This window comes from Gottfriedia sp. ABJ_BB2_2 (assembly GCF_055484705.1).
The window spans coordinates 175,977-197,075 of the sequence record NZ_JBVFKR010000002.1 but is presented as its reverse complement, the minus strand read 5'-3'; the positions used below and the strand labels follow the sequence as shown (position 1 = coordinate 197,075).

The 21,099-nt window shown below is 33.2% G+C and carries 10 protein-coding genes; 7 read left to right on the top strand and 3 right to left on the bottom strand.

What is annotated here, in order from left to right; translation table 11 throughout:
• Nucleotides 1-353: 353 nt before the first annotated feature.
• From ACX6U0_RS05865 to ACX6U0_RS05855, 3 genes are all read left to right on the top strand, one after another.
• Nucleotides 354-2,894, top strand: coding sequence for an NACHT domain-containing protein (locus tag ACX6U0_RS05865; RefSeq protein WP_464959041.1), 2,541 nt, complete (start codon nt 354-356; stop codon nt 2,892-2,894).
• Between the two features lie 501 nt (nt 2,895-3,395).
• On the top strand, nt 3,396-4,637 hold the full coding sequence (locus ACX6U0_RS05860; protein ID WP_464959040.1) for a sugar efflux transporter: 1,242 nt from the start codon (nt 3,396-3,398) through the stop codon (nt 4,635-4,637).
• A gap of 82 nt (nt 4,638-4,719) precedes the next feature.
• Nucleotides 4,720-5,709 (top strand): aldo/keto reductase, encoded by a 990-nt coding sequence (locus tag ACX6U0_RS05855; protein WP_464959039.1) that lies wholly within the window; start codon nt 4,720-4,722, stop codon nt 5,707-5,709.
• A gap of 129 nt (nt 5,710-5,838) precedes the next feature.
• Here the strand turns inward: ACX6U0_RS05855 and ACX6U0_RS05850 are convergent, their stop codons facing one another.
• Together ACX6U0_RS05850 and ACX6U0_RS05845 are read right to left on the bottom strand one after the other, a co-directional pair.
• Nucleotides 5,839-6,249 carry a cupin domain-containing protein gene (locus ACX6U0_RS05850; RefSeq protein WP_464959038.1) on the bottom strand — a complete coding sequence of 137 codons (411 nt, stop codon included), beginning with the start codon at nt 6,247-6,249 and terminating at the stop codon, nt 5,839-5,841.
• Between the two features lie 189 nt (nt 6,250-6,438).
• Nucleotides 6,439-7,479, bottom strand: coding sequence for an NAD(P)-dependent alcohol dehydrogenase (locus ACX6U0_RS05845; RefSeq protein WP_464959037.1), 1,041 nt, complete (start codon nt 7,477-7,479; stop codon nt 6,439-6,441).
• A gap of 300 nt (nt 7,480-7,779) precedes the next feature.
• On the opposite strand from ACX6U0_RS05845, the gene ACX6U0_RS05840 reads away from it, so the two are divergent.
• The gene (locus ACX6U0_RS05840) at nt 7,780-8,199 is read left to right on the top strand and encodes a MerR family transcriptional regulator (RefSeq protein WP_464959552.1); all 420 of its coding nucleotides are present in this window, start codon (nt 7,780-7,782) and stop codon (nt 8,197-8,199) included.
• Nucleotides 8,200-8,342: 143 nt separating this feature from the next.
• Nucleotides 8,343-9,050, top strand: a complete 708-nt coding sequence (locus ACX6U0_RS05835; RefSeq protein ID WP_464959036.1) for an SDR family oxidoreductase — start codon at nt 8,343-8,345, stop codon at nt 9,048-9,050.
• 855 nt (nt 9,051-9,905) lie between these two features.
• Here the strand turns inward: ACX6U0_RS05835 and ACX6U0_RS05830 are convergent.
• Nucleotides 9,906-11,126: a helix-turn-helix domain-containing protein gene (locus ACX6U0_RS05830; RefSeq protein WP_464959035.1), complete on the bottom strand. Its 1,221-nt coding sequence runs from the start codon at nt 11,124-11,126 to the stop codon at nt 9,906-9,908.
• A 394-nt stretch (nt 11,127-11,520) separates the two neighbouring features.
• Here ACX6U0_RS05830 and ACX6U0_RS05825 point away from each other — a divergent pair, with 394 nt between their 5' ends.
• Together ACX6U0_RS05825 and ACX6U0_RS05820 are read left to right on the top strand one after the other, a co-directional pair.
• Nucleotides 11,521-12,420, top strand: coding sequence for a LysR family transcriptional regulator (locus ACX6U0_RS05825; protein WP_464959034.1), 900 nt, complete (start codon nt 11,521-11,523; stop codon nt 12,418-12,420).
• A gap of 524 nt (nt 12,421-12,944) precedes the next feature.
• Nucleotides 12,945-20,966, top strand: coding sequence for an InlB B-repeat-containing protein (locus tag ACX6U0_RS05820; protein ID WP_464959033.1), 8,022 nt, complete (start codon nt 12,945-12,947; stop codon nt 20,964-20,966).
• The last annotated feature ends 133 nt before the right edge of the window (nt 20,967-21,099 follow it).

The window sequence follows — 21,099 nt, the reverse complement described above, 5'->3', positions numbered from 1 at the left end:
AAATCGAAATTACTGTGAATATTTATATTTGATTTACTAAAAATCGAAAGGGGTATTTTTAACTTTTGTTTAATCAAATGGATTTTCGAAGAATCCCTATAAATCAAGCGGTTTTTAAAGATAGAAATTCGGTAATAAGTAAGGTTTAGGATCCTAAAGATTACTTATTACCGAATCATATTTGTTAAATTTACTAAAAATCGAAATAAAACTATTTTGTATTGTAGTTACAATTGGTTAGTATTTATGGAAAAATTATGTAAAATTTGAAATTATTGTAATATTTTGTGTTAAAATGTTGAATTAGATAAATCATGAAATGTGAATTTTTACCTATTGAAAGGAGTAATAAAATGATTATTAATGTTGATGGGTATAAAATGATTTTTTTTCTTGAAAATTTAATTAGAGAATATATATCATTTTATTCTAGTATTGAAGATATGAATAATAGTTTAAAAGAGAAATTGAAAGAAACTGCTTTAGCAAATGGTGAAGACAGCGTTGAAAGTTTTGAAACTCTATTAAAATATTCACACATTGGTGAATTAGTCGATTTTGTAAAAAGTAAAAAGTTTAAACAAAAAAAATATAATTACACTGAGAAAATCAATATTAATGTTCTTATAAAACATAGAAATAATATAATGCACTCTCGATCAATCACTTCAGAAGAAATGGAACAAATTACTGCTATATGTAACACGTTTATCAAAGGATTAGAAGATAGTAGTTATGAAACAAAATGGAATGGTTTTTTAGCAAATGATATTAATGAATTTTATATACCTAGAGTGTTTATTGAATATCCGGTAGGTAAGAACTTTGATCGACTCATTGGTCGAAACAAAGAACTAAAGGAACTTAAATTTGAAATTACAAAACCTACACCTGTTTCTATTGTTGGTCACGGTGGACTTGGTAAAACTGCGTTAGTTCTTCAATTAATAGAGGACTTAGTATATTCACCAGACCAACCATTTGAAAAAATCTATTTTATGAGTTTTAAAAATACTGTTTTTGAGCATGGTGCGATTCGTAGGTTTGAAAAGGTAATTAGTAACCATAAAGATTTAATATATAGAATGGCTTCGTTCATGGACATTGACATTAAAGATAAAGAATTTAGTGAAATAGAAGAATTAGTTTGGAAAGAGATTTTCTCTACAAAATCTTTGCTTATCTTAGACAATTTAGAGACCGAGACTGTAAAGAGTAATTTATCTGAGTTTACTGGAATTGCCCAAAAATTTATAAATAATTTCACTAAACCTTCAAGATTAATAATTACGAGCCGCTATGGACTTGGTGATAGGGAAGCAAAACTACCACTTTTTCAATTCAATCTTGAAAATACTAAAGATTTAATTGAGAGTTATCTAAATGCAGATATTCTCTATGAGAAGAAAATTACATTGGAAGATTGGGATTGGATTCAGAGATATACAGAAGGGAATCCGGGACTAATTATTGCTTTCTGTAATAGCTTAAAATCGACTAGAAAAAAATTATTAGATATAAGAGTAGAATACGAAACAAAATATACTACTGAATCAAGAGAACTACACGATCAAAGAGAAGAATTCTTAGTATTTTGTTTTGAAAATACAATTGAAAGTATGTCAGAACAGTCTCAAATATTTTTATCAATTTTATGTTATATATGTTCAGAAGCAAATATAAGTGAAATAAACGAAGAAGTTCTTACATATCTAAGAGATGAATTGGGTTTAAAAAAGCTAGGTGAACACAATTTAAGATCTACACTTTTTACCAATATCGGATTCTTGCAACCAATTCCATCATCTGATCGATACTATGTTAATGAATTATATATTGAATATATGGATGGGAATTACGCAACTGAAATTTTTAATGTATTCAAATTAAAAGATTCAGAATGGTATCCAAAATTAGAAGAATTAATAGATCATATTAATGAAATCCAATTTGACGAAGAAGTTTCATTAGGAAAGTTACTTTCAGAACTTTATCTTTCAATATATAAAAAGAATAATGATAAAAAATATTTAATAAATGCATTCTTTTGTGAACCAGATTTAGATAAACTTCTTAAGATTTTTGCCAATTTAAATGATACTGATTTAGTTAGTCATATTGAATATTTAGATAAAGTCCAAAACCAATTAAAAGATCAAAGAGAAAGAAGTAAACAAGAACGTATAATATTAATAATTTTACGCGCCCTTCTTAGTATTAATAAAAAGATACTAAACAGAAAAATAAATAAAATTAGGCAAAGAGATCTATTCAGATACTATGAACATTTGGAGAAAAGGATCCCAATATTAAAAAATGGTGACGTAAACATTGAAATTAAAACTTCAGCATGTATTTTACTTACTATTTTAAAAGAATATGATAAAGTTGATTCATTCACACATAATGAACCAAAACTAATTAAACAAAGGTTTAACTCTTTTACTAAACGAGTTGGAGATTTATCCGGTAAAAATCGAGAAGAATGTTTAGAATATATATATAAATGTAAAGAAATATTAAAATTGCATCCAAGAGATATAGATTCTTATTTAAGAGCTCAATTTAATTTATATTCTTCAAGGTATTTTAAAAAAGACAATCCAGAAGAAGCATTGAAATTACTTAATAATTATGAACAATATTTTACTAATAGTAATACTCAACTTTTCATCTTTACAATGGAGTCATTATTAATTCGTATGGAATGTCTAATGAAAACTGGTGGAAATATATCAGAAATTAATTTATACAAAGAACGATTTAGAAAATATTCATCAATGCAAGAATACAAAGGGATTTTCATAACCAAAAAGGATAGTATAGAGCAAAGTTTTAATCATATAAAACAGGAAATTCAACGATATGAAAAAGAAAAACACCCTACCTCTTGATAATTTTTAAAATTATCATTGCACAAAAATTGCACAGACTTATTAGAACAAATAGAAATAAAAGAATTACAATGAATAAAATTTCATCGACCTATTGATTTACCGGACTCTATTGACATAAAATATTCAATAATACTGAATAATCTTATGCCCCCATAATTGACAGGGTAGGGGTCGCTGGTTCAAGTCCAGTTGGGATCATACCGTTAAAAAGGCTCAAACTCTTTGTATAAGAGATTGGGCTTTTTGTTTTTTCAGTTATTTCCTTTTTTGTAAAATATAATGACGCCCATTAGCGTGTGAATAAATATTGAAATTACGTGACTTATATAGACCGTTCGATATAATTTCTTAATTTATACTAATCGGTTAACATATAACATATATAAATAAATGGTGACTTACATAATAAATGAAACGAACTCTAGAGATAAAATATTAAACTATAGCTCATTAAATGTGGATTAGATTTTACATGTTTAAGAGAAATGGAGGGTAGTTATGGAAAGGTTTTATAAATTATTTTCAATTAATGGGTTTACTATATTTGTTTTTTGTATGTTATTAATGGGAATCAGTATCTCTATCACGATTCCATTTCTATCATTATATGCTACTCAAGAGCTTGGCATGAGCACTGGTGCGTTTGGTATATTTATGGCGGTAAGCTCTTTGAGCGGCGTTTTCGTCAATACAGCTATCGCAAAAAGTTCTGATGGTAAATTAGATAGAAAATGGATTATTATCATTGCCATGATTTCGTCTTCATTCAGTTATTTAGTTTTTGTGATTTTTCATCAGTATTTTGTTCTCCTGATTACAGTCACTTTTTTTGGTGGGATTGGTGCAGCCTCAATGCCTCAAATATTTGCTTATGCTCAAGCGTCTGCAAATGCAAGTGAATCAGATGATATTACTTTTGCAATGTCTACCTTAAGATCGCTATTTTCGTTAGGATTTTTAATTGGACCTTTATTAGGCACAATGATATTAAGTGCCATGGACTATGAGGGGTTATTTATTTGTACTGCCCTCATATTTTTGTTAATTGCATGTCTAGTTTACTTTTTTCTTAAAAATAGTAAGACAATCTCAAATCCGAATCCAGATTCAATCAATAAGATAACAAATTCAAAAACGTATTCCATTAAAGATAAAATTATTGCTCTTCCATTTTTAGCTTTTATTTTACTATTTGGTATTAATAATTTAAATGGTATCAATACGCCACTTTTTATTGTTAATGATTTAAATGGAACGCAGACGGATGTTGGGTTTGTTGCTAGTATTTGTGCTGGATTGGAAATTCCAATTATGATTATACTCGGTGCTTTAGGTAAAAAAGTATCTAATTTAACTCTTATTATATCCGCATGTTTTATCGGCATGAGCTACCATCTGTTGTTAGCTTTTTCAAGCTCACCATGGCATGTAATAGTCTTACAAATAATTCAAGCTATACAAGTAGCAATTGTTATGGGGAATGGACTAAGTTATTTTGCAGAGATTTTTCCTAACGCACCTGGGATTGCTTCAACCTTTTATGCAAATGGGCAGACGCTTGGTAAGCTTCTTGGCACGCTTGGTGGTGGATTCCTAGCGCAATTACTTGGTTTTCGCTATGTAAATATAGCGTGTATTATGATCCTGCTGTTTGCTGTAATAGCGCTTTGGCTCACTAAAAATCACAATTTATCTTTAGCTGAGAAAGAAACGTCCAATAACTCAGAGTGGGGGGCTTAAATGAAAAACTTCTAATTGCTTAAGCTGAAATAACTTTTATATTTTAATTCGTTTACATATTTAGAAGGTGAGGAATATTCAAATGGATTATATAAAATTTGGACATACAGGATTAGAAGTTTCTAGACTTTGCCTTGGTTGCATGGGATTTGGAGATGCAAAACGTTGGATTCATCCATGGGTCATTGATGAGGAAAGTAGCCGAAGTATCATTAAAAAAGCTCTTGATGTAGGGATCAATTTTTTTGATACGGCAAATGTTTATTCAGACGGTACTAGTGAGGAATTTTTAGGTCGAGCTATAAAAGATTATGCCAATAGGGATGAGATTGTTCTTGCCACGAAGGTTTACTTCCCAATGCATAAAGGTCCTAACGGATCGGGTCTATCACGTAAGCATATTATGAGTGAAATTGATAAAAGTCTTAAACGCCTTGGGACAGATTATGTTGATCTATATCAAATCCATCGTTGGGATTATCATACACCTATCGAAGAAACAATGGAGACTCTTCATGATTTAGTAAAAGCTGGAAAGGTAAGGTACATCGGTGCTTCTGCCATGTATGCATATCAATTCTTAAAGGCTCTACATGTTGCTGAGAAAAATGGTTGGTCGAGATTTGTTTCAATGCAAAATCATCTCAATCTCATATACCGTGAAGAGGAAAGGGAAATGCTACCTTTATGTAAAGAAGAAAAAATTGCCGTTATTCCATATAGTCCACTTGCGTCTGGAAGATTGACGCGGGATTGGTCAGAAACGACACTTCGTTCGGAAACTGATGATATTCAAAAATCTAAATACGGAGCCACTGAAAATACAGATCGACTTGTTGTAGAACGAGTAGCCGAAATCGCAGAAAAGCAAGGGGTAACAAGATCTCAAATCGCACTTGCTTGGTTACTTCAGAAAGAGCCCGTCGCTGCGCCTATTATAGGTGCAACAAAAATTTCACATCTTGAAGACTCTGTAGGAGCTTTATCTGTTAGGCTAACTACTGAAGAAGTTGCCTATTTGGAGGAGCCTTATGTTCCTCATCCAGTCGTTGGTGCGCTAGGTTCAAATTAATGTTTGTAGCCTCTTGTTTATCAAGAGGTTTTTTACTAGATAATCAGACATTTTAATCCTTTGGAATACAAAATAATGCTTTGGACATTAAAAGAGCCCTTAGAACAGGGCATTTTCTTTTCTTAACTATTATTTTAATTTGTTATATTCCTCGTCCGTTACTGGTTCCAACCACTCAGGCGTACCAGCAGTGATTGCAATGTGCTCAAACCAGCTGTCCTTTGTAGCCCCATGCCAATGTTTTATACCATCATGCGTGACAACTACATCACTGGCTTTTAAGAACTGAGCAGCTTTTCCTTCTTCCTGGTACCAACCTTCACCCCCTGTTACTAATAAAAGTTGAAATCCATTATGATGTTTATGCCAGTTATTTCGGCAACCTGGTTCGAAGGTAACATTTCCAACACCAACACTTACTTTAGGGTCAGCAATTAATGTTTTAAGATAGCTTTGACCAACAAAATATTGTGCATATGCTTCATTTTTCTCACCAACTGGGAAAATAACGCCATTTTTGACTTCTTCATGTTTTGCCATTTCAATACCTCCAATAAACTGTAAGTTATATTAACTTGTATTGTTAAATTTTTATGTAAATACAACCTTTGGTGTTGAGTACCAAATATGATTAAACATACTACGATATGATATATAATAAGATGTCCCAAAAGCTATGCTTTTAGGACATCCACGATATTACTATATACTGCTGCTTATTTGCACGTATCAAATTGTACTCGTATCAATTACAAATCGATACTTAACATCAGAAGCTAATACACGTTTGTATGCTTCATCGATTTGATCGGCAGAAATCACTTCAATAGAAGGAAGAATGTTATGCTTTGCGCAGAAATCTAACATCTCCTGAGTCTCACGAATACCTCCAATCATTGAACCTGCAAATGAGCGGCGATGACCGATAAGCGATATCACATTTAGTGACATTGGATCTGCTGGAGCACCGACATTTACTAATGTACCATCAAGAGAAAGTAGTCTTAAATAAGCATCCAAATTGATCTTTGCACTTACTGTGTTAATAATTAAGTCAAATGTTCCTGCAAGTTTCTCAAATGTTTCTGGATCATTAGTAGCATAATAGTGGTTTGCACCAAATTGTAAACCGTCATCTTTTTTGTTCAATGTCTGTGATAATACAGTTACCTCTGCACCCATTGCATGTGCAATTTTGACTGCCATATGACCAAGACCACCTAAACCAACAACTGCAATTTTCTTACCTGGACCTGCTCCCCAGTGGTTTAAAGGAGAGTAAGTAGTAATTCCTGCACATAGTAAAGGTGCTGCAGCATCAAGTCCGATGTTATCTGGTATTTTAACTGCAAAATCCTCAGTTACAACAATATGAGTTGAGTATCCACCCTGTGTTGGCTCGCCGTATTTGTCAACACCAGCATAAGTTGGTGTATTTCCTTTGAGACAGTACTGTTCTTCACCCTTACGGCAGTTTTCACAATCACCACATGAGTCAACCATACAACCAACGCCTACTCTGTCACCAATCTTATATTTTGTAACATCTGCACCTACATCCGTAACTATACCGGCAATCTCATGCCCCGGAACAAGTGGGTAATGCACAGGACCCCATTCTCCATGTGCAGTATGAATGTCAGAGTGACAGATTCCAGCAAATTTAATTTCAATTAGAATATCATGCAAATCAAGATCACGTCGTTTAATTTCAGCTGCTCGAAAAGGTTTGTCTGGACCATCTACAGCTCGTGCTTTAGCAGTTATCATGATAAAACCTCCAATAAATATATTATGTTTCAAGAAAAAGCTTCTAGGTAAACGAAGCAATTAAGTGCATGCTACATTCGTATTTACCCTCCAACTTTTTCTCTTGCACCAAAATGATATTCCCTCTAGTTAACTCTAGGTCAAGTGATTAATTCATATTTTTAAAAGGAAATATATTTCAATAAACAGAAGCATTCTTTAATTGCCTTTAAGGTGACATACAATAAATAACGTGATAAAATCCCTAAAATAACAATAGAGTTAACTCGAGGTCTAAATCATAAAAAGGGGAGATCAATGTTGAAGACATATTCTATCGGTGAAGTAGCAAAAGAATTAAATCTTACAGTATATACATTGCGATATTACGACAAAGAAGGACTTATACCTTTTGTAGAAAGGTCAGCTAATGGAACTCGTTTGTTTAAAGATTCCGATATTGAAGCATTAAAAGTTATTGAGTGTCTGAAATCAACTGGGATGCCAATTAAGGAAATTAAACATTTTATTGAATGGTGTTCTGATGGTGACTCCACATTACAACAAAGATACGACATGTTTTTGGAAAGAAAAGCAATTGTAGAGGCGCAAATGGATGAATTAAGAAAGACAATGGATGTTATCGAACATAAATGTTTTTATTATAAGACTGCTTTGGATGCGGGAACGGAAAACATATTTAAAAACAATCATCAAAAAGAGACTTCAATTTCTAATTAAATATAAAACTACATATCATTCATAAAAGTATATATGGGATTAGGTGGTTTATATTGCTTCACTTTTTCTATGATTCTCTTGGTGATTTTCTTTTGTCTTATATCACCTGTTCAAGTTAAGTATCCGAAATTGGAGGAGTTAAGATGTCAAAGGATAAAAAAGTAGCACTTGTTACCGGTGGAAATCGAGGAATAGGATATGAGTTGGTGAAACAATTAGCTCAGAAAGGATTTAAGGTCATATTGACAAGTCGTGATTCAGAGTTGGGACATAATGCAGTACAGAAGTTAATAGATTTACATCTTGATGTCTCTTTTATGAAGATGGATGTAGACAACCTAGAAAGCATCAGTCAAGCCGCGACCCAAGTAAATGACCAGTTTAAACGGTTAGATGTATTGATTAATAATGCTGGTGTATATGCAGATGAAAATAAAAGCTTATTGTCAATGGACCCTTCCATTCTTGAGAGAACAATGGCAACAAATTTCTACGGGGCATATCACGTAATCCGTTTACTTATTTCAATGATGGAAAAGCAAGGATATGGGAGAATCATTAATGTTTCATCGGAATATGGCGCATTGAGTGAGATGGTCTATCCTGGAGAAGGAGCATATAAGTTATCTAAACTTGCATTAAATGGTTTGACACAATTACTAGCTACAGAAATTAAAGGAGATATCAAAATAAATGCGGTCGATCCTGGTTGGGTAAGTACAGATATGGGCGGACCATCTGCTCCAAGAACTCCAAAGGATGCAGCTGAGTCTATCCTTTGGTTAGCTATGACTGGACCAGATGGACCAAATGGGGGATTCTTTAGAGATGGGAAACGAGTTGATTGGTAAAAAACTTAGGGTTTCAAATTCAAAGCTAGCATAGCAATACTTACGTGTGTTTTGGATTTTAAAATCCATCATAAAAGATTACTAACTGCGAAGAATTCCTATAAAGATATAACCTTAGCCGATAAATTAACTAAGTTAGGTTTAACAGAATCCTAGTAAAAGAGAAGCCAATTTTGGTTTCTCTTTTTGGTTAATATGGAATAAAACATCAAAATTAAATCGTAGATAGTGTTAATAAGAATAGAATTTTTCTAATTACCCCAATTTAATTGATGAATTTTATTTTTCGAAGTGCCATTTCGACATGAACAAACTTTTATTTCGAGTAAAAATGATAATTTTCTTCATTTTTCTTTGTTTTTACATGTAAATTGAGTCTTTTTGATAAAACTCACTCGAATTTTGGCGTGTGAATTCCTTATGATTACCCCAATACACATTAATTATGAGCAGCTGTAAAATTATATTATGACAAATAGAGCTATGATTAAAGTTTCACTTTACACATAAAAATCTGAACGAACTAAACTGCCAAAAAAGTTAAATAAAGGAAGGAAATCAAAGTAAAATTGTGATGAAAGAGCGATTAAAAAGGTTTGGTATACAAATAAAGTCGCAACAGGTTATGATTGGGCCGACCATGATACATGTGTTATTTCAAGGTGAAATGATAATCTTAATGGTACACATGTTTCTGATAAAATGGCTGCAATTGGGGACGAATCAAATGGTCGTATTAAAGGGATTACAACAGATATTCAATTATTAGTAGAGAAGGTATTAAAGATAAAATATATTAGCAATTTTCATGCATGCAATCACAAAAAACAAGAATACGTTTACGCATTCTTGTTTTTATGTGGAGATTAATAGCTTTGCTATTTCTAGAGCTTGATCTGGTAAGTTCATCTTTGAATAATAATTAAATAATTCTTTTTCAGATCTCTTGATTAAAAATGAAAATCCATATTTTACATACATGGGTAAAGCTTTTTTTGCTAAATATTGATGGTATTCCTTACATTTAGCTTTTAATAAATATAAAGTTAGTCTAAATAAATGAATATATAATAATTCATTCAGTCTAATTGCGACGACTAAGCCTTCTTCTGCAAGTTTTATTAATTTATCGGTTGGCATTAGCTTTCCGTCAAACGCACATCGAATATAGTTTTCGAAAGAGAGTAGGTAGGTAGCCGATTCTGGAATTTTAAGTGTCATTGATTCTCTAAAATATCCAATTGACAGTACATAATTTTTTCTACGGTAATACTCATATGCCAGATTATGCAGTACTTTAGCTTTTCGATCTGGTGCATTACATAATTCACAGCTTTTGATTAAATTCTTAAAGCGAGAAATAATTTCTTCATGATTACCGTCATCTGTAATTTGAATAATCATAATCATTTCTGCGTCAATTACTCTAAGATAATTGTTAATATCTTTAAAAAATTTATGCGATTTTTCAGCATAATAATAAGCTAGAACAGGAGAATGGATTGTATGATAGGCAATTGCTAAATGATAGTAATATTCAGGGTTATGATAATCCTCAATTTGTATTTCTTTTAATGTTTGAATGGCTTTATTATGATTTTGTTTAGATAAATAATAAATTCCTAGAACATGTTTAAGGAGATTTGTTTCATAATCTGAAAGTTCGTTTTCTATTTTTTGGATTTTTTTTATGATTTTTTCAGCTTCTCGAGTATGGTTATGAATAAGAAGATATCTAACCTTAAGAAGTTCATATAAGTGAATATAATCAGATATCATGATTAGTTCATCAGACTCAAGTTCTAAATTAATTTGCTCAATTTCATTATTTAACTGCATGATGATTGCTTCATGCCATTGTGATAATCTATTTTTTATATTTATTAACTTTTTGATTTCATCTACTATATTTATTCCTAGTCGCTCAGATAATAAAGAAATAATTTCATTATTATAAGCCGTTCGGTTACACTCTATTTTACTAATATGAGTAATCGAACAAATATCTTTTCCAAGTTGCTCTTGGGTGAGTTTTAATTTTTCACGATAGAATTTAATGATTTTCCCCTCATACATAACTAATTCTCCTTTTTCGATGTTCGTTTAATACTGCAAGTAGTCCTATTTTCGAATTTCTAGACGATGATCAGTTATGAGTTTTTTAACACTATGGAAGTACTAAAATTGGCAACTAATATTTAATTAAAATATTACAATTTTCGATAAATTAAGTACATTTAGGGAAATCACGTAAGTTGTTAAGTAAAACTTAACATGGAAATGAGTAATAAAAGCTAAAATATCTTGTTCTAATTAAATTTCCTGACTAAAAAAAGAAGGATACGACTAAACAAGTTATAGGTAAGAATGACTATTCAAGTTATTTTAGATTGAGTTTTTAGATTTTCTTGCATAAAATCATAATTAGACTGTTTAAAAACAAAAGAATATTTTTTACTGAGGTGAAATAATGAATTTCGAACAAATGGAATATATTGTGAACGTTGCCAATGAAAGATCCATTACAAAAGCAGCTGAAAAATTATTTATATCACCTTCAGGAATGAGTCAATCAATCACGCAATTAGAAAATGAGCTTGGGATTAAAATATTCAACAGGTCTAAGCATGGGGTTACTCCTACATTCGAAGGAAATATTGTCATTTCAAAAGCAATTATTTTACTAAAAACCATTAAAGAAATTAAAAATGATATAAATCAATATAAAAATACAAATCAAAACCATATGAAAATATTAGCTGCACCAACTTTTTCATTTATTCTTCAGGAAACACTAATAGAATTTAATTCCAAGAATGAGGATGTTACTTTTGAGTTCAAAGAGGAAAATCCTTCAAAAATTATTCAGAATTTTAATAAGGATAATTTTGATTTTGCGGTTGTTTCGGCAACAAAAGAGGAATTAAAAAGGGAAAAAAATATTTGTTATGAGCACTTAACGCGGGGACATTATTGTATCGCAGTAGGTAAAAAGTCACCTTTTTATTCTTTAGAATTTGTAACGCCTAAAGATTTGATGAATGCAAAAATAGTAATGTATAAAAATTCAGATTATAATAAGCTATTAAAAATTACAAAAATGAATCTTAAAAACGTAATTCTTACGTCAAATAGAACAGGTCTTATTTTTCAATTAATTAAAGAAAGTCAAGCTGTATTCTATCTTTATGATTTTACAATAAAGAATCGACAATCCGTTTTAAACGGTGATATAAAAGTGATTCCTATAAAAGAAGAAGGCTTTTTTGAACTAGATTTTTGGTTAATGTATTTGGAAACAAAAGGTTTATCACCATTAGCTAATGAATTTATTGAGGATTTTAAAAATCATTTGAAAAAGCATAGTTAAAGAAGCACATGAGAAGGAGTTATGTCATTATATAGTTGCTTTATATATAATACAAAACTTAAGAAAACGAAAAAATATATTCTTAATTAGATTATGAATTAACGATAGACGCAATCTTATGACAATTGTTATAGGGGTGCGTTTTTAATTTGACTAGAAAATGCATTGCTACTCAATTTAATATGTATTTAAAAAAATTACCGTTAGAAAAAAGGCACTCTTTCAGTTTCATTTCAATTTTTTTTGCAAAAAACTCAAGAATAGCCCAAATATAAACAGTTAAAATATGACGTGAAACAATTAAATTTGTAAAATTTTCCCAAATTCATGATTCTATTTTCCTGACATTCTGTAAAATATTACTGTTTATGTCGAAAGAAGTCAGTGGTTTTAGTTCTGTATTTCCCCAATACACGAAAATTGTAGATTACAGTAAAATTATTTTATCGTTTAATATCAGGAAAATTCCTAATATTCATGCGAATTAAAAAAGAGTGCTGTAAGTATGATTCAGGGGGGAAAACATGAAGCAAAATAAAAAGTTTATCAGTAAGAGAAAAACAAAGAGAATGTTATCGATCTCTGCATTGAGTGTAATGCTACTAAACTTTGCACTACCTCAGTCATTAACACATGTATATGCGAGTGGGAAGCAAAATCAGAAAAGTCCATCCAATAAATCCTTTAATGCTGAGGAAGTAAACCGAATTCTTGATGGACTAACTTCTGAACAAAAAAAGAACATTAATAAACTTACTGGAGCAGAAATTGGTCAAAAAATCCATGTGGATCAAAAAGATTTGAAAAGTTCAAAGAATATTAATGTAATTGTTCAATTTAAAGATGATCCAGCTAAGATTCAAATCATTAAGCAATCGTTGTCAAAGGGTAGAGCAAATAAAAATGCTCAAGCTTTTGCAAACGAATATTCAGATGCAGAAAAAAAGGTTCAGGATTCTCATGTAAGATTTAAAAGCTTTTTGAATACGCAGCCTAAAACACAAGTAATCGGTGGGAAATCTGTTAAAACGCCTATGAGTATTACGAGAGAGTATACTGATGCTTTTAATGGAGTGGCTTTAACATTACCTTCTAAATTAGTTGAAAAAATTGCTGATAATCCAGATGTTGCTTCTATTTGGTCTCAAATAGAATATACGGTTGCAAAAGAGTCTACACCAAAAGCTTCTGTGACTACTGAATCTTTAGGAAAGCCTACTACGGGACTTACTTTATTAGGAATAGATAAACTACAAGCTGAAGGTCACACTGGTGTGATTAAATCAGGTCCACGTGCTGGCCAAAACATAAAAGTAGGTGTATTAGATACTGGAATTGACTATCATCACCCAGATTTAAAGGATGTTTATAAAGGTGGTCACGACTTAGTAAATAATAAGGGGATAGATGAAAATGGAGTTGTCATTTATGAGGATGACAATGATCCTATGGAAACAACTTATGATGATTGGCTAGCTGCGAAGGAGAGTCCAGATGCAATTGTTGGACCACCACCTGCAGATTATAAGCAGTATATTACATCTCATGGAACTCACGTTTCTGGAACAATTGCTGCTAATACGACAAGTAATAACGATGTTTATTCAGCAAATGGTGTAGCGCCGGATGTAGACCTATATGGTTATCGTGTACTAGGACCTGGCGGACGTGGTACATCAGACTCGGTTTTAAATGGTATCGATCAAGCAGTTAAGGATGATATGGATGTTATCAATCTTTCACTTGGTGCAACAATTAATGATCCGCTATACCCTACAAGTATCGCTATCAATAATGCTACTTTATCTGGAGTTGTGTGTGATGTTGCAGCAGGAAATAGTGGTCCTGGGGCAGCTACTGTAGGATCACCTGGAACTTCTGCACTAGCGATAACAGTAGGAGCAAGCTCAATTCCTGGAGAAATTCCGGTAATGACAATAAATAATGGTGCAGCTTCTTATCAGGCTCGTTTGTTTGGTAAAAACTTTGCTCAATCAGATGATGCATTTAAAGGGCAAACCTTTCCAATAATAGATGTCGGCTTAGGTAGTGCTGCAGATTACAGTGGGTTAGATATGTCTGGCAAAATTGCACTTGTGAAACGAGGCGGAGAATTTTTACAGACTAAAATGGCAAATGCACATAAAGCAGGCGTAGCAGGTATGATCATTTGGAACAATACTGCCGATGAAGATAACCAGGGTTATATCTCAAGCTTTTTAGGTGTAAGTATGGATAATGTGTATTCTGTTTCGTTGACACAAACGCAGGGACAAGCGCTATCTGATGCTATTTTTAAGGACCCTAAAAATACAACGATTACGTTCCCAGCAGCACTTGATGCACCAATCGCAAAAAAGGGCGACGAGCTGGCAAACTTCAGTTCAACAGGACCAGTTAAAGATTGGACAATCAAGCCGGATGTTGTTGCACCTGGTGTTGATATTTCGTCAACAGTACCATATGACGTTTGGGCGCCACAAGATGGAGTAAGTGTTGAAGAACGAGATTATCAGTATGCATATGAATTAATGTCAGGAACTTCAATGGCGACTCCTCACGTTGCAGGTATTTCAGCATTGATTTTAGCTGCAAATCCAGATTATACTCCTGCAGACGTCAAGTCGGCATTAATGAATACAGCAAAGGATATAAACACAGATTCAAAGACTTATAGTGTATACCAGGTAGGTGCTGGACGTGTAGATCCTGCACGTGCGATTAAAGAGAATGTAAAAATCCAAGTTTTAGATAAAGCATATACTGTTGATTCTGATTCAACGTTGAAACAAGTTGATAACCTTACAGGAAGCATGTTCTTCGGCTTTAAAGGTAGAGGAGAAGGAGCAACGAATGGTTCGGATGATGTGGTATCATCAAAAGACTTTAACGTTACTAACCAAGGAACTAGCAGTAAAACATTAAAAGTAAGTACTCAATTTATTTCAACAAAATTTGCTGCCTCTAATAAAGTTGGTCCTGGCACAGGTAATGATGTCAAAATCGACTTTTCTACAGGCGGAACAGACGTGACATCAATTAATGTTGGTGGAGGCAGTACTGTTAAAGCAACAGCAAAAATTACAGTTCCATCAAATGCATTAGAGGGCACTTACGAAGGTTATATTAACCTAGTAAATTCAGCAGATTCATCAGAGTCTTATCGCGTTCCGTTTACAATTACAGTTGCGGAAAAAGGTATTAATAAATTCCAAGTCGGGATCAAAGCGACTGCAGTAGGAAATCTATCATCATATTATTTATCAGTAAACAATGAAATGGAAAACCTATATATTCTCATAAAAGACAAAGACGGTAAATATATTGGGGTAGCAAGCTCATTAGCTAATGGTAGTAATATCATACCTGGTGTGCAATACGGTCCGCAAATCGTACTATTTAATGGTTGGTATCTTCCATTTACAAAGGCATACGATGGAACGTATGATCAGTCTGGCATTTCAAAAGAAGTTCAAGTGTTACCAGAAGGTTCATACTCTCTTGAGATGATTGCAAATGGTAAAGACGGACAACGTTACACTGCAGAGGATACATTATATGTTGACGGTACACCGCCAACTATGACAATGGATAGTGACTCCAAAGGTGGGATTTATGAAATTGATCCGACAGGATATCTACCTGGACAAGAAATTAAAGGATTCTCTGGTACAGTTTACGACTCGAACATAGACGTAATGAAAGCTAACGGGGAAACGTCCGTGCCAAGCCCTAAAGATGGTATTACACCAGTTCCTGTTGATCAAGGCTTAAACAGTGTTATAGGTTATCAAGACAGTTTGTTCCCAACAGTATTCTTCAGTACCAATTCAAAAGGTCGTTTCCATTTTGGTGTGACTGCTGAAGACCTTAAAAATAAATGGGGAAGTGAATTTATTATTAATCCGGTTGATTATTCCGGTGACAGTGATTTTGATCTAAACAAACAAACCTATTATTTTATTAAAAAAGGAAATCCGTATGTTACTTTAACTTCATCTAATGGAGTAGACGCTGGTCCAGGTAACGAAGATAAAGTAGTTGTTGATGCGAATAAACCATTCAAAATGACAATGACATCACGCTATGGTGTTGGAATGACTGGCGGTAAATTTTTACTGAATGATAGTAAGGTTTACAAATTCAGTAATATCCGATTAACTGACGAGTATAAAAATTACCTTATTAGTAAAGGGGTAGATCCAACTAAGGTTCTTACTGTAGGTCAACCTTATGTTCATCCAAACTGGCAAAGTGGACTAACAACAGATTTGACCCTTTCTAATATAGGAGCAGCAGGTGCACTTGACCATGATATGCCAATATTAGAAGCAGATGTGACCTATTCAAATCCTGATCCAATTACTGGACAAGTTCCATTACAATTAATACAGGCGAATTTAACATTATCAGGTGAAGATACAAAAATAGCATGGTTCCCAACGAATGAACCTTATGTAAGACAAGACATTTCTGTAATTAGAGGACGCGTGGCAGCGGAATCTTTCGCAAGAAATAACGTAAACAACAATTACCCACAATTTACAGTTGATTCAGGTGCGAAGGTAACTGCGACGGATGATCAGGGCAAAAAGTTTACTACGGATCAACCGACATCTTTCAATAACACAATGGCTTATACGTTTATTAATCCTTATTATGCTTTGACAACTAACGTAAGTGACAAGCCATATTCTCTTGAAGCAAGTGTACCAGGACATTTTAAAGGATATGCAAAAACACCAGTAATTGGTGAAAACAAATTCGGTTATCAATCAGGTACTGTAAAGGATCTTCCAGGTCTATTCCCAATCCTATTAGGTGGAGATGTAAATGGCGATAATGTCATTGACATGAAAGATTTACTGAAAGAAATCGATGTTTATTACCAATATCAAAACTTAAACAATTTTAATAATCCTGCGAATACATTAGCTAACAAAACTGCATACTTAAACACGAATCGTGATGCAGATATTTATTGGATTAAGCCATCTGGCTTTGGTTTCGGAATTGATTACAATGACTTTTATTTCATCTTTAAAAACTTTGGTAAGCAAAATCAAAATGCAATTGATGCAGGAGTAAATGTTCCAACTGCACAAACAACAGTAGATCAAGATACAACTATTACAACACAGTACGCAGGTTCAATCACGTTAAATAAAGATGATACAGTACAGCAAGTTATGCAAAAGCTTAATTTTAAAGCTCCAGGTCAAACAATTGTATCAACACCAAAGCTACAAGACTTACAAAATGGAGCAACAATCTCACTTTCTCCAACAAGCTCAGTGTTTGTAGATGATGTAGTGTGGAGAAATTCAATTACAAAAATTATGCTTGGTTCAACTGATGTAACAAATTTAGTAACAATTAATCCAGCATATACGTATTATGATGCACTAGGTCAAGCACAAACTATGCCATCTAAAATAACGTTTCCTGGATCGTTATTCCCAACGGCAACGAATTACACAATGACAATAAAGGCGACAGGTTACCAAGATGTAACTAAATCTTTAACAATTTCATCTGTTCCAATTCCGACGCCAGCGATACCAATCATTACTGATCCAACAGTTGCGCATATCGGTAAAGATTTAACTTTAAATTTCACTGAAGATGCGAAATGGCGAAATGGAATCAATAAAGTGATTGTGACAACAAATAGTGGTAAAAGTATGGATATCACGAATTTGATTAATCCAGACACAAATCAAAAATATTATGACATTAGTCAACCAGGTAAAATTACGTTTAATGCGAAAACCTTTATGACGGATTCTACGCTTAATCCAAATGATGGTTCAACTTATAATAAAGCAACTGTAAACCCAGGCGGAGCAAATTATTTGCCACAACTTTACAGATTTACAATAAGCTCACAAGGTGCAGATGGTACTGTTTATCCTGATGTAATTGCTGGTTATGATCCTGTTTACACTGGTCAACAACCAGTTGGATATAGTGTTACGTTCGACAGTCAAGGTGGAACGCCGATTAGTCCGATGGCGGTAGGATACATTCCGAATTCAAGTAGATCGAATGGTCCAAATAGTGATTTAATGTCATATATGTCTCCTGTACCAACGAAACAAGGATATAAGTTCCTTGGTTGGTATACTGATAAAACTTATAGTACACTAGCAATGCAAGGACTTCCTTTAACTGGAGACATTACTGTTTACGCAAAATGGCAAATGAATACGACTCAAAGCTATTCACCTGTTGATAAATCGAATCCGAATGGAGCGAAATTCGACCCAAGTAACCCAAATGCAAGTGGTAACGGTTGGGTGCTTGGAGAAGGCGATTTAAAAATCAACATTCCAGATTATTTAACAAATGTTTCTTGGTTAACTGGAAAAGATAAAATTGCAACGATTGAAGCAACTTTCTATGGAATGAAGAGCGATGGCACAACAGATACAACACCAACGAAGTATACGTTAGACCCAAGTACTTATAACTTATCGTCTAACGGAAGTAACGGTATTCTATCTTTCACAACGGCTACGCATGATCAAGCTGTTAAAGCAGGCCAAACTAACCTAGGTGAAAAGTTTGCTTTCAGTGAAATGCCAACTCTTGGAAACCTTGGAAATATTAAAGGATACAACTTAAAGATAACTTCTACAACTGGGGAGACAGTTACAATTCCAAATGTGCTTCTTGGTTATAGACGCCATATTGATTTAAATGGCGGTACGTTAAAGAATGCAACTGACATATTCTTTGCTGATGCATTAATTAATGGAAAAACATCAGTGCCAAATATGTATGCAGGTGCTACACATGTAATTAATGGAGCTTTAACGATTAGTCCAGACCTTTATTTGGATGCAGCGAATTCAAGTGACAAAAAGTCAGATATTACTACTAATCCAAAAGTTTTAACAGATAGTTCTACATTCTATCTATGTTGGATGAAAGTTCCACCAACAGTGAATAAAGACGTAGCTGGAAACATTGTTGGAAGCGACATTACGTTACCATTTACTGATGATGGCACATGGAAAAATAATATCAAAGCTGTGAAAATTGGCGCGAAAACATTAGAACTGAACAAGGATTACACAATCACTGATAATAGCATCGTCCTAAAAGCTTCTCTATTCACAGTTGGACAAAAAGTCAATGTGACGATTGTTTCTGAAGGGTATAAAGATGTTGTGGTGGTTGACCAAGTTATTGGTTATACAGTTTCATTTGAATCAAATGGTGGAGATCCACTTTCTGCTCAAATCGTAGACAGAAATGCAACAAAACCAGTTGATCCAACAAAAGTGGGTTACAAGTTCTATGGTTGGTACTTGGACAAAGATTTAACAATCACATATGATTTTGATAACATTGTGACAAAACCAATCACTCTTTACGCGAAATATGCATTAGCTGGTTCAGTTGTAACAGCTGATACAACTGATAACGCAGTAGGCAATGATATGGTATTAGAGTTCAGCAACAAAGATTGGGCTAATGCAATTACTGGCATCACGATCAATGGAATTACGGTAGATGTATCGAAATACACTGTGGATAAAGAAAACCGTACGATTACTCTAGATAAGAGTCTATTTACAAGATCTAGAGATTATACGATTTCAATAAAAGCTAAAGAATATGCTGATGTGACATTAGTACAAAAATTGGTAAATGGATATAATGTACATTTCGTCATTTCAAGTGATGCGCCTACATTGATCAAAGATGCAACAAAAGACCGAATCGTAGTACGCAGAATCACCGAACCAGTTGCTTATGGTTATGATTTAACTTGGTTCGCAGATGAAGCATGTACGATTCCTTGGGATTTCACAAGCTCGATCTATTCTGCAAAAACACTTTATGGAAAATGGTCACTTCAAAAGTTTACCGTTCTTTTCGATAGACAAGATGGTGGATTAGTCGAAACGAAAACAGTAGATTTTAATACTACGATTACAGAACCGACACCACCGCAAAGAGCAGGTTATACTTTTGTTGGTTGGTATAAGGATGCACAAGGTCAAACTGCATGGAATTTTGCAACAGATAAAGTAACAGAAAATACGGCGCTTTATGCGAAATGGAAGATTAACTCGTATACAGTATCATTTAATAGCCAAGGTGGTAGTGCAGTAGATGCAAAAACAGTTGACTATAATACAACTGTAGGAGAACCAACTGCACCAACTAGAAAAGGTTACACATTTGCTGGTTGGTATATAGATGCTGCAGGTCAAACTGCATGGAACTTTGCAACCAATAAAGTGACAACTAATGTAACGCTGTATGCAAAATGGATATTAAATAAACCAGTGATTAATCCAATCGACGACAATGATTCCAAGATAACCGGAACAACGATTGCAAATGCGACGATTATTGTAAAAGTCGGTAATGAGGTCATTGCATCAGGAAAAGCTGATTCTAATGGAATATTTAGTATCAAGATTAAACATCAAAAAGCAGGAACAGAGTTATCTGTATATGCTATAGATGATGCTGGAAATCAAAGTGCTATTACTAAAATCAAAGTTTTAAATCGTAAATCACAATAAGCCCATTAAATAAAAAACAAGAATACTAATAATAGTATTCTTGTTTTTTTAGTTACTACTTTATTAAATAGTATGCCAACTTGAATCATAAATAAAAAATAGCATAATGAGATTGTGGTATATTTTAAAGGAT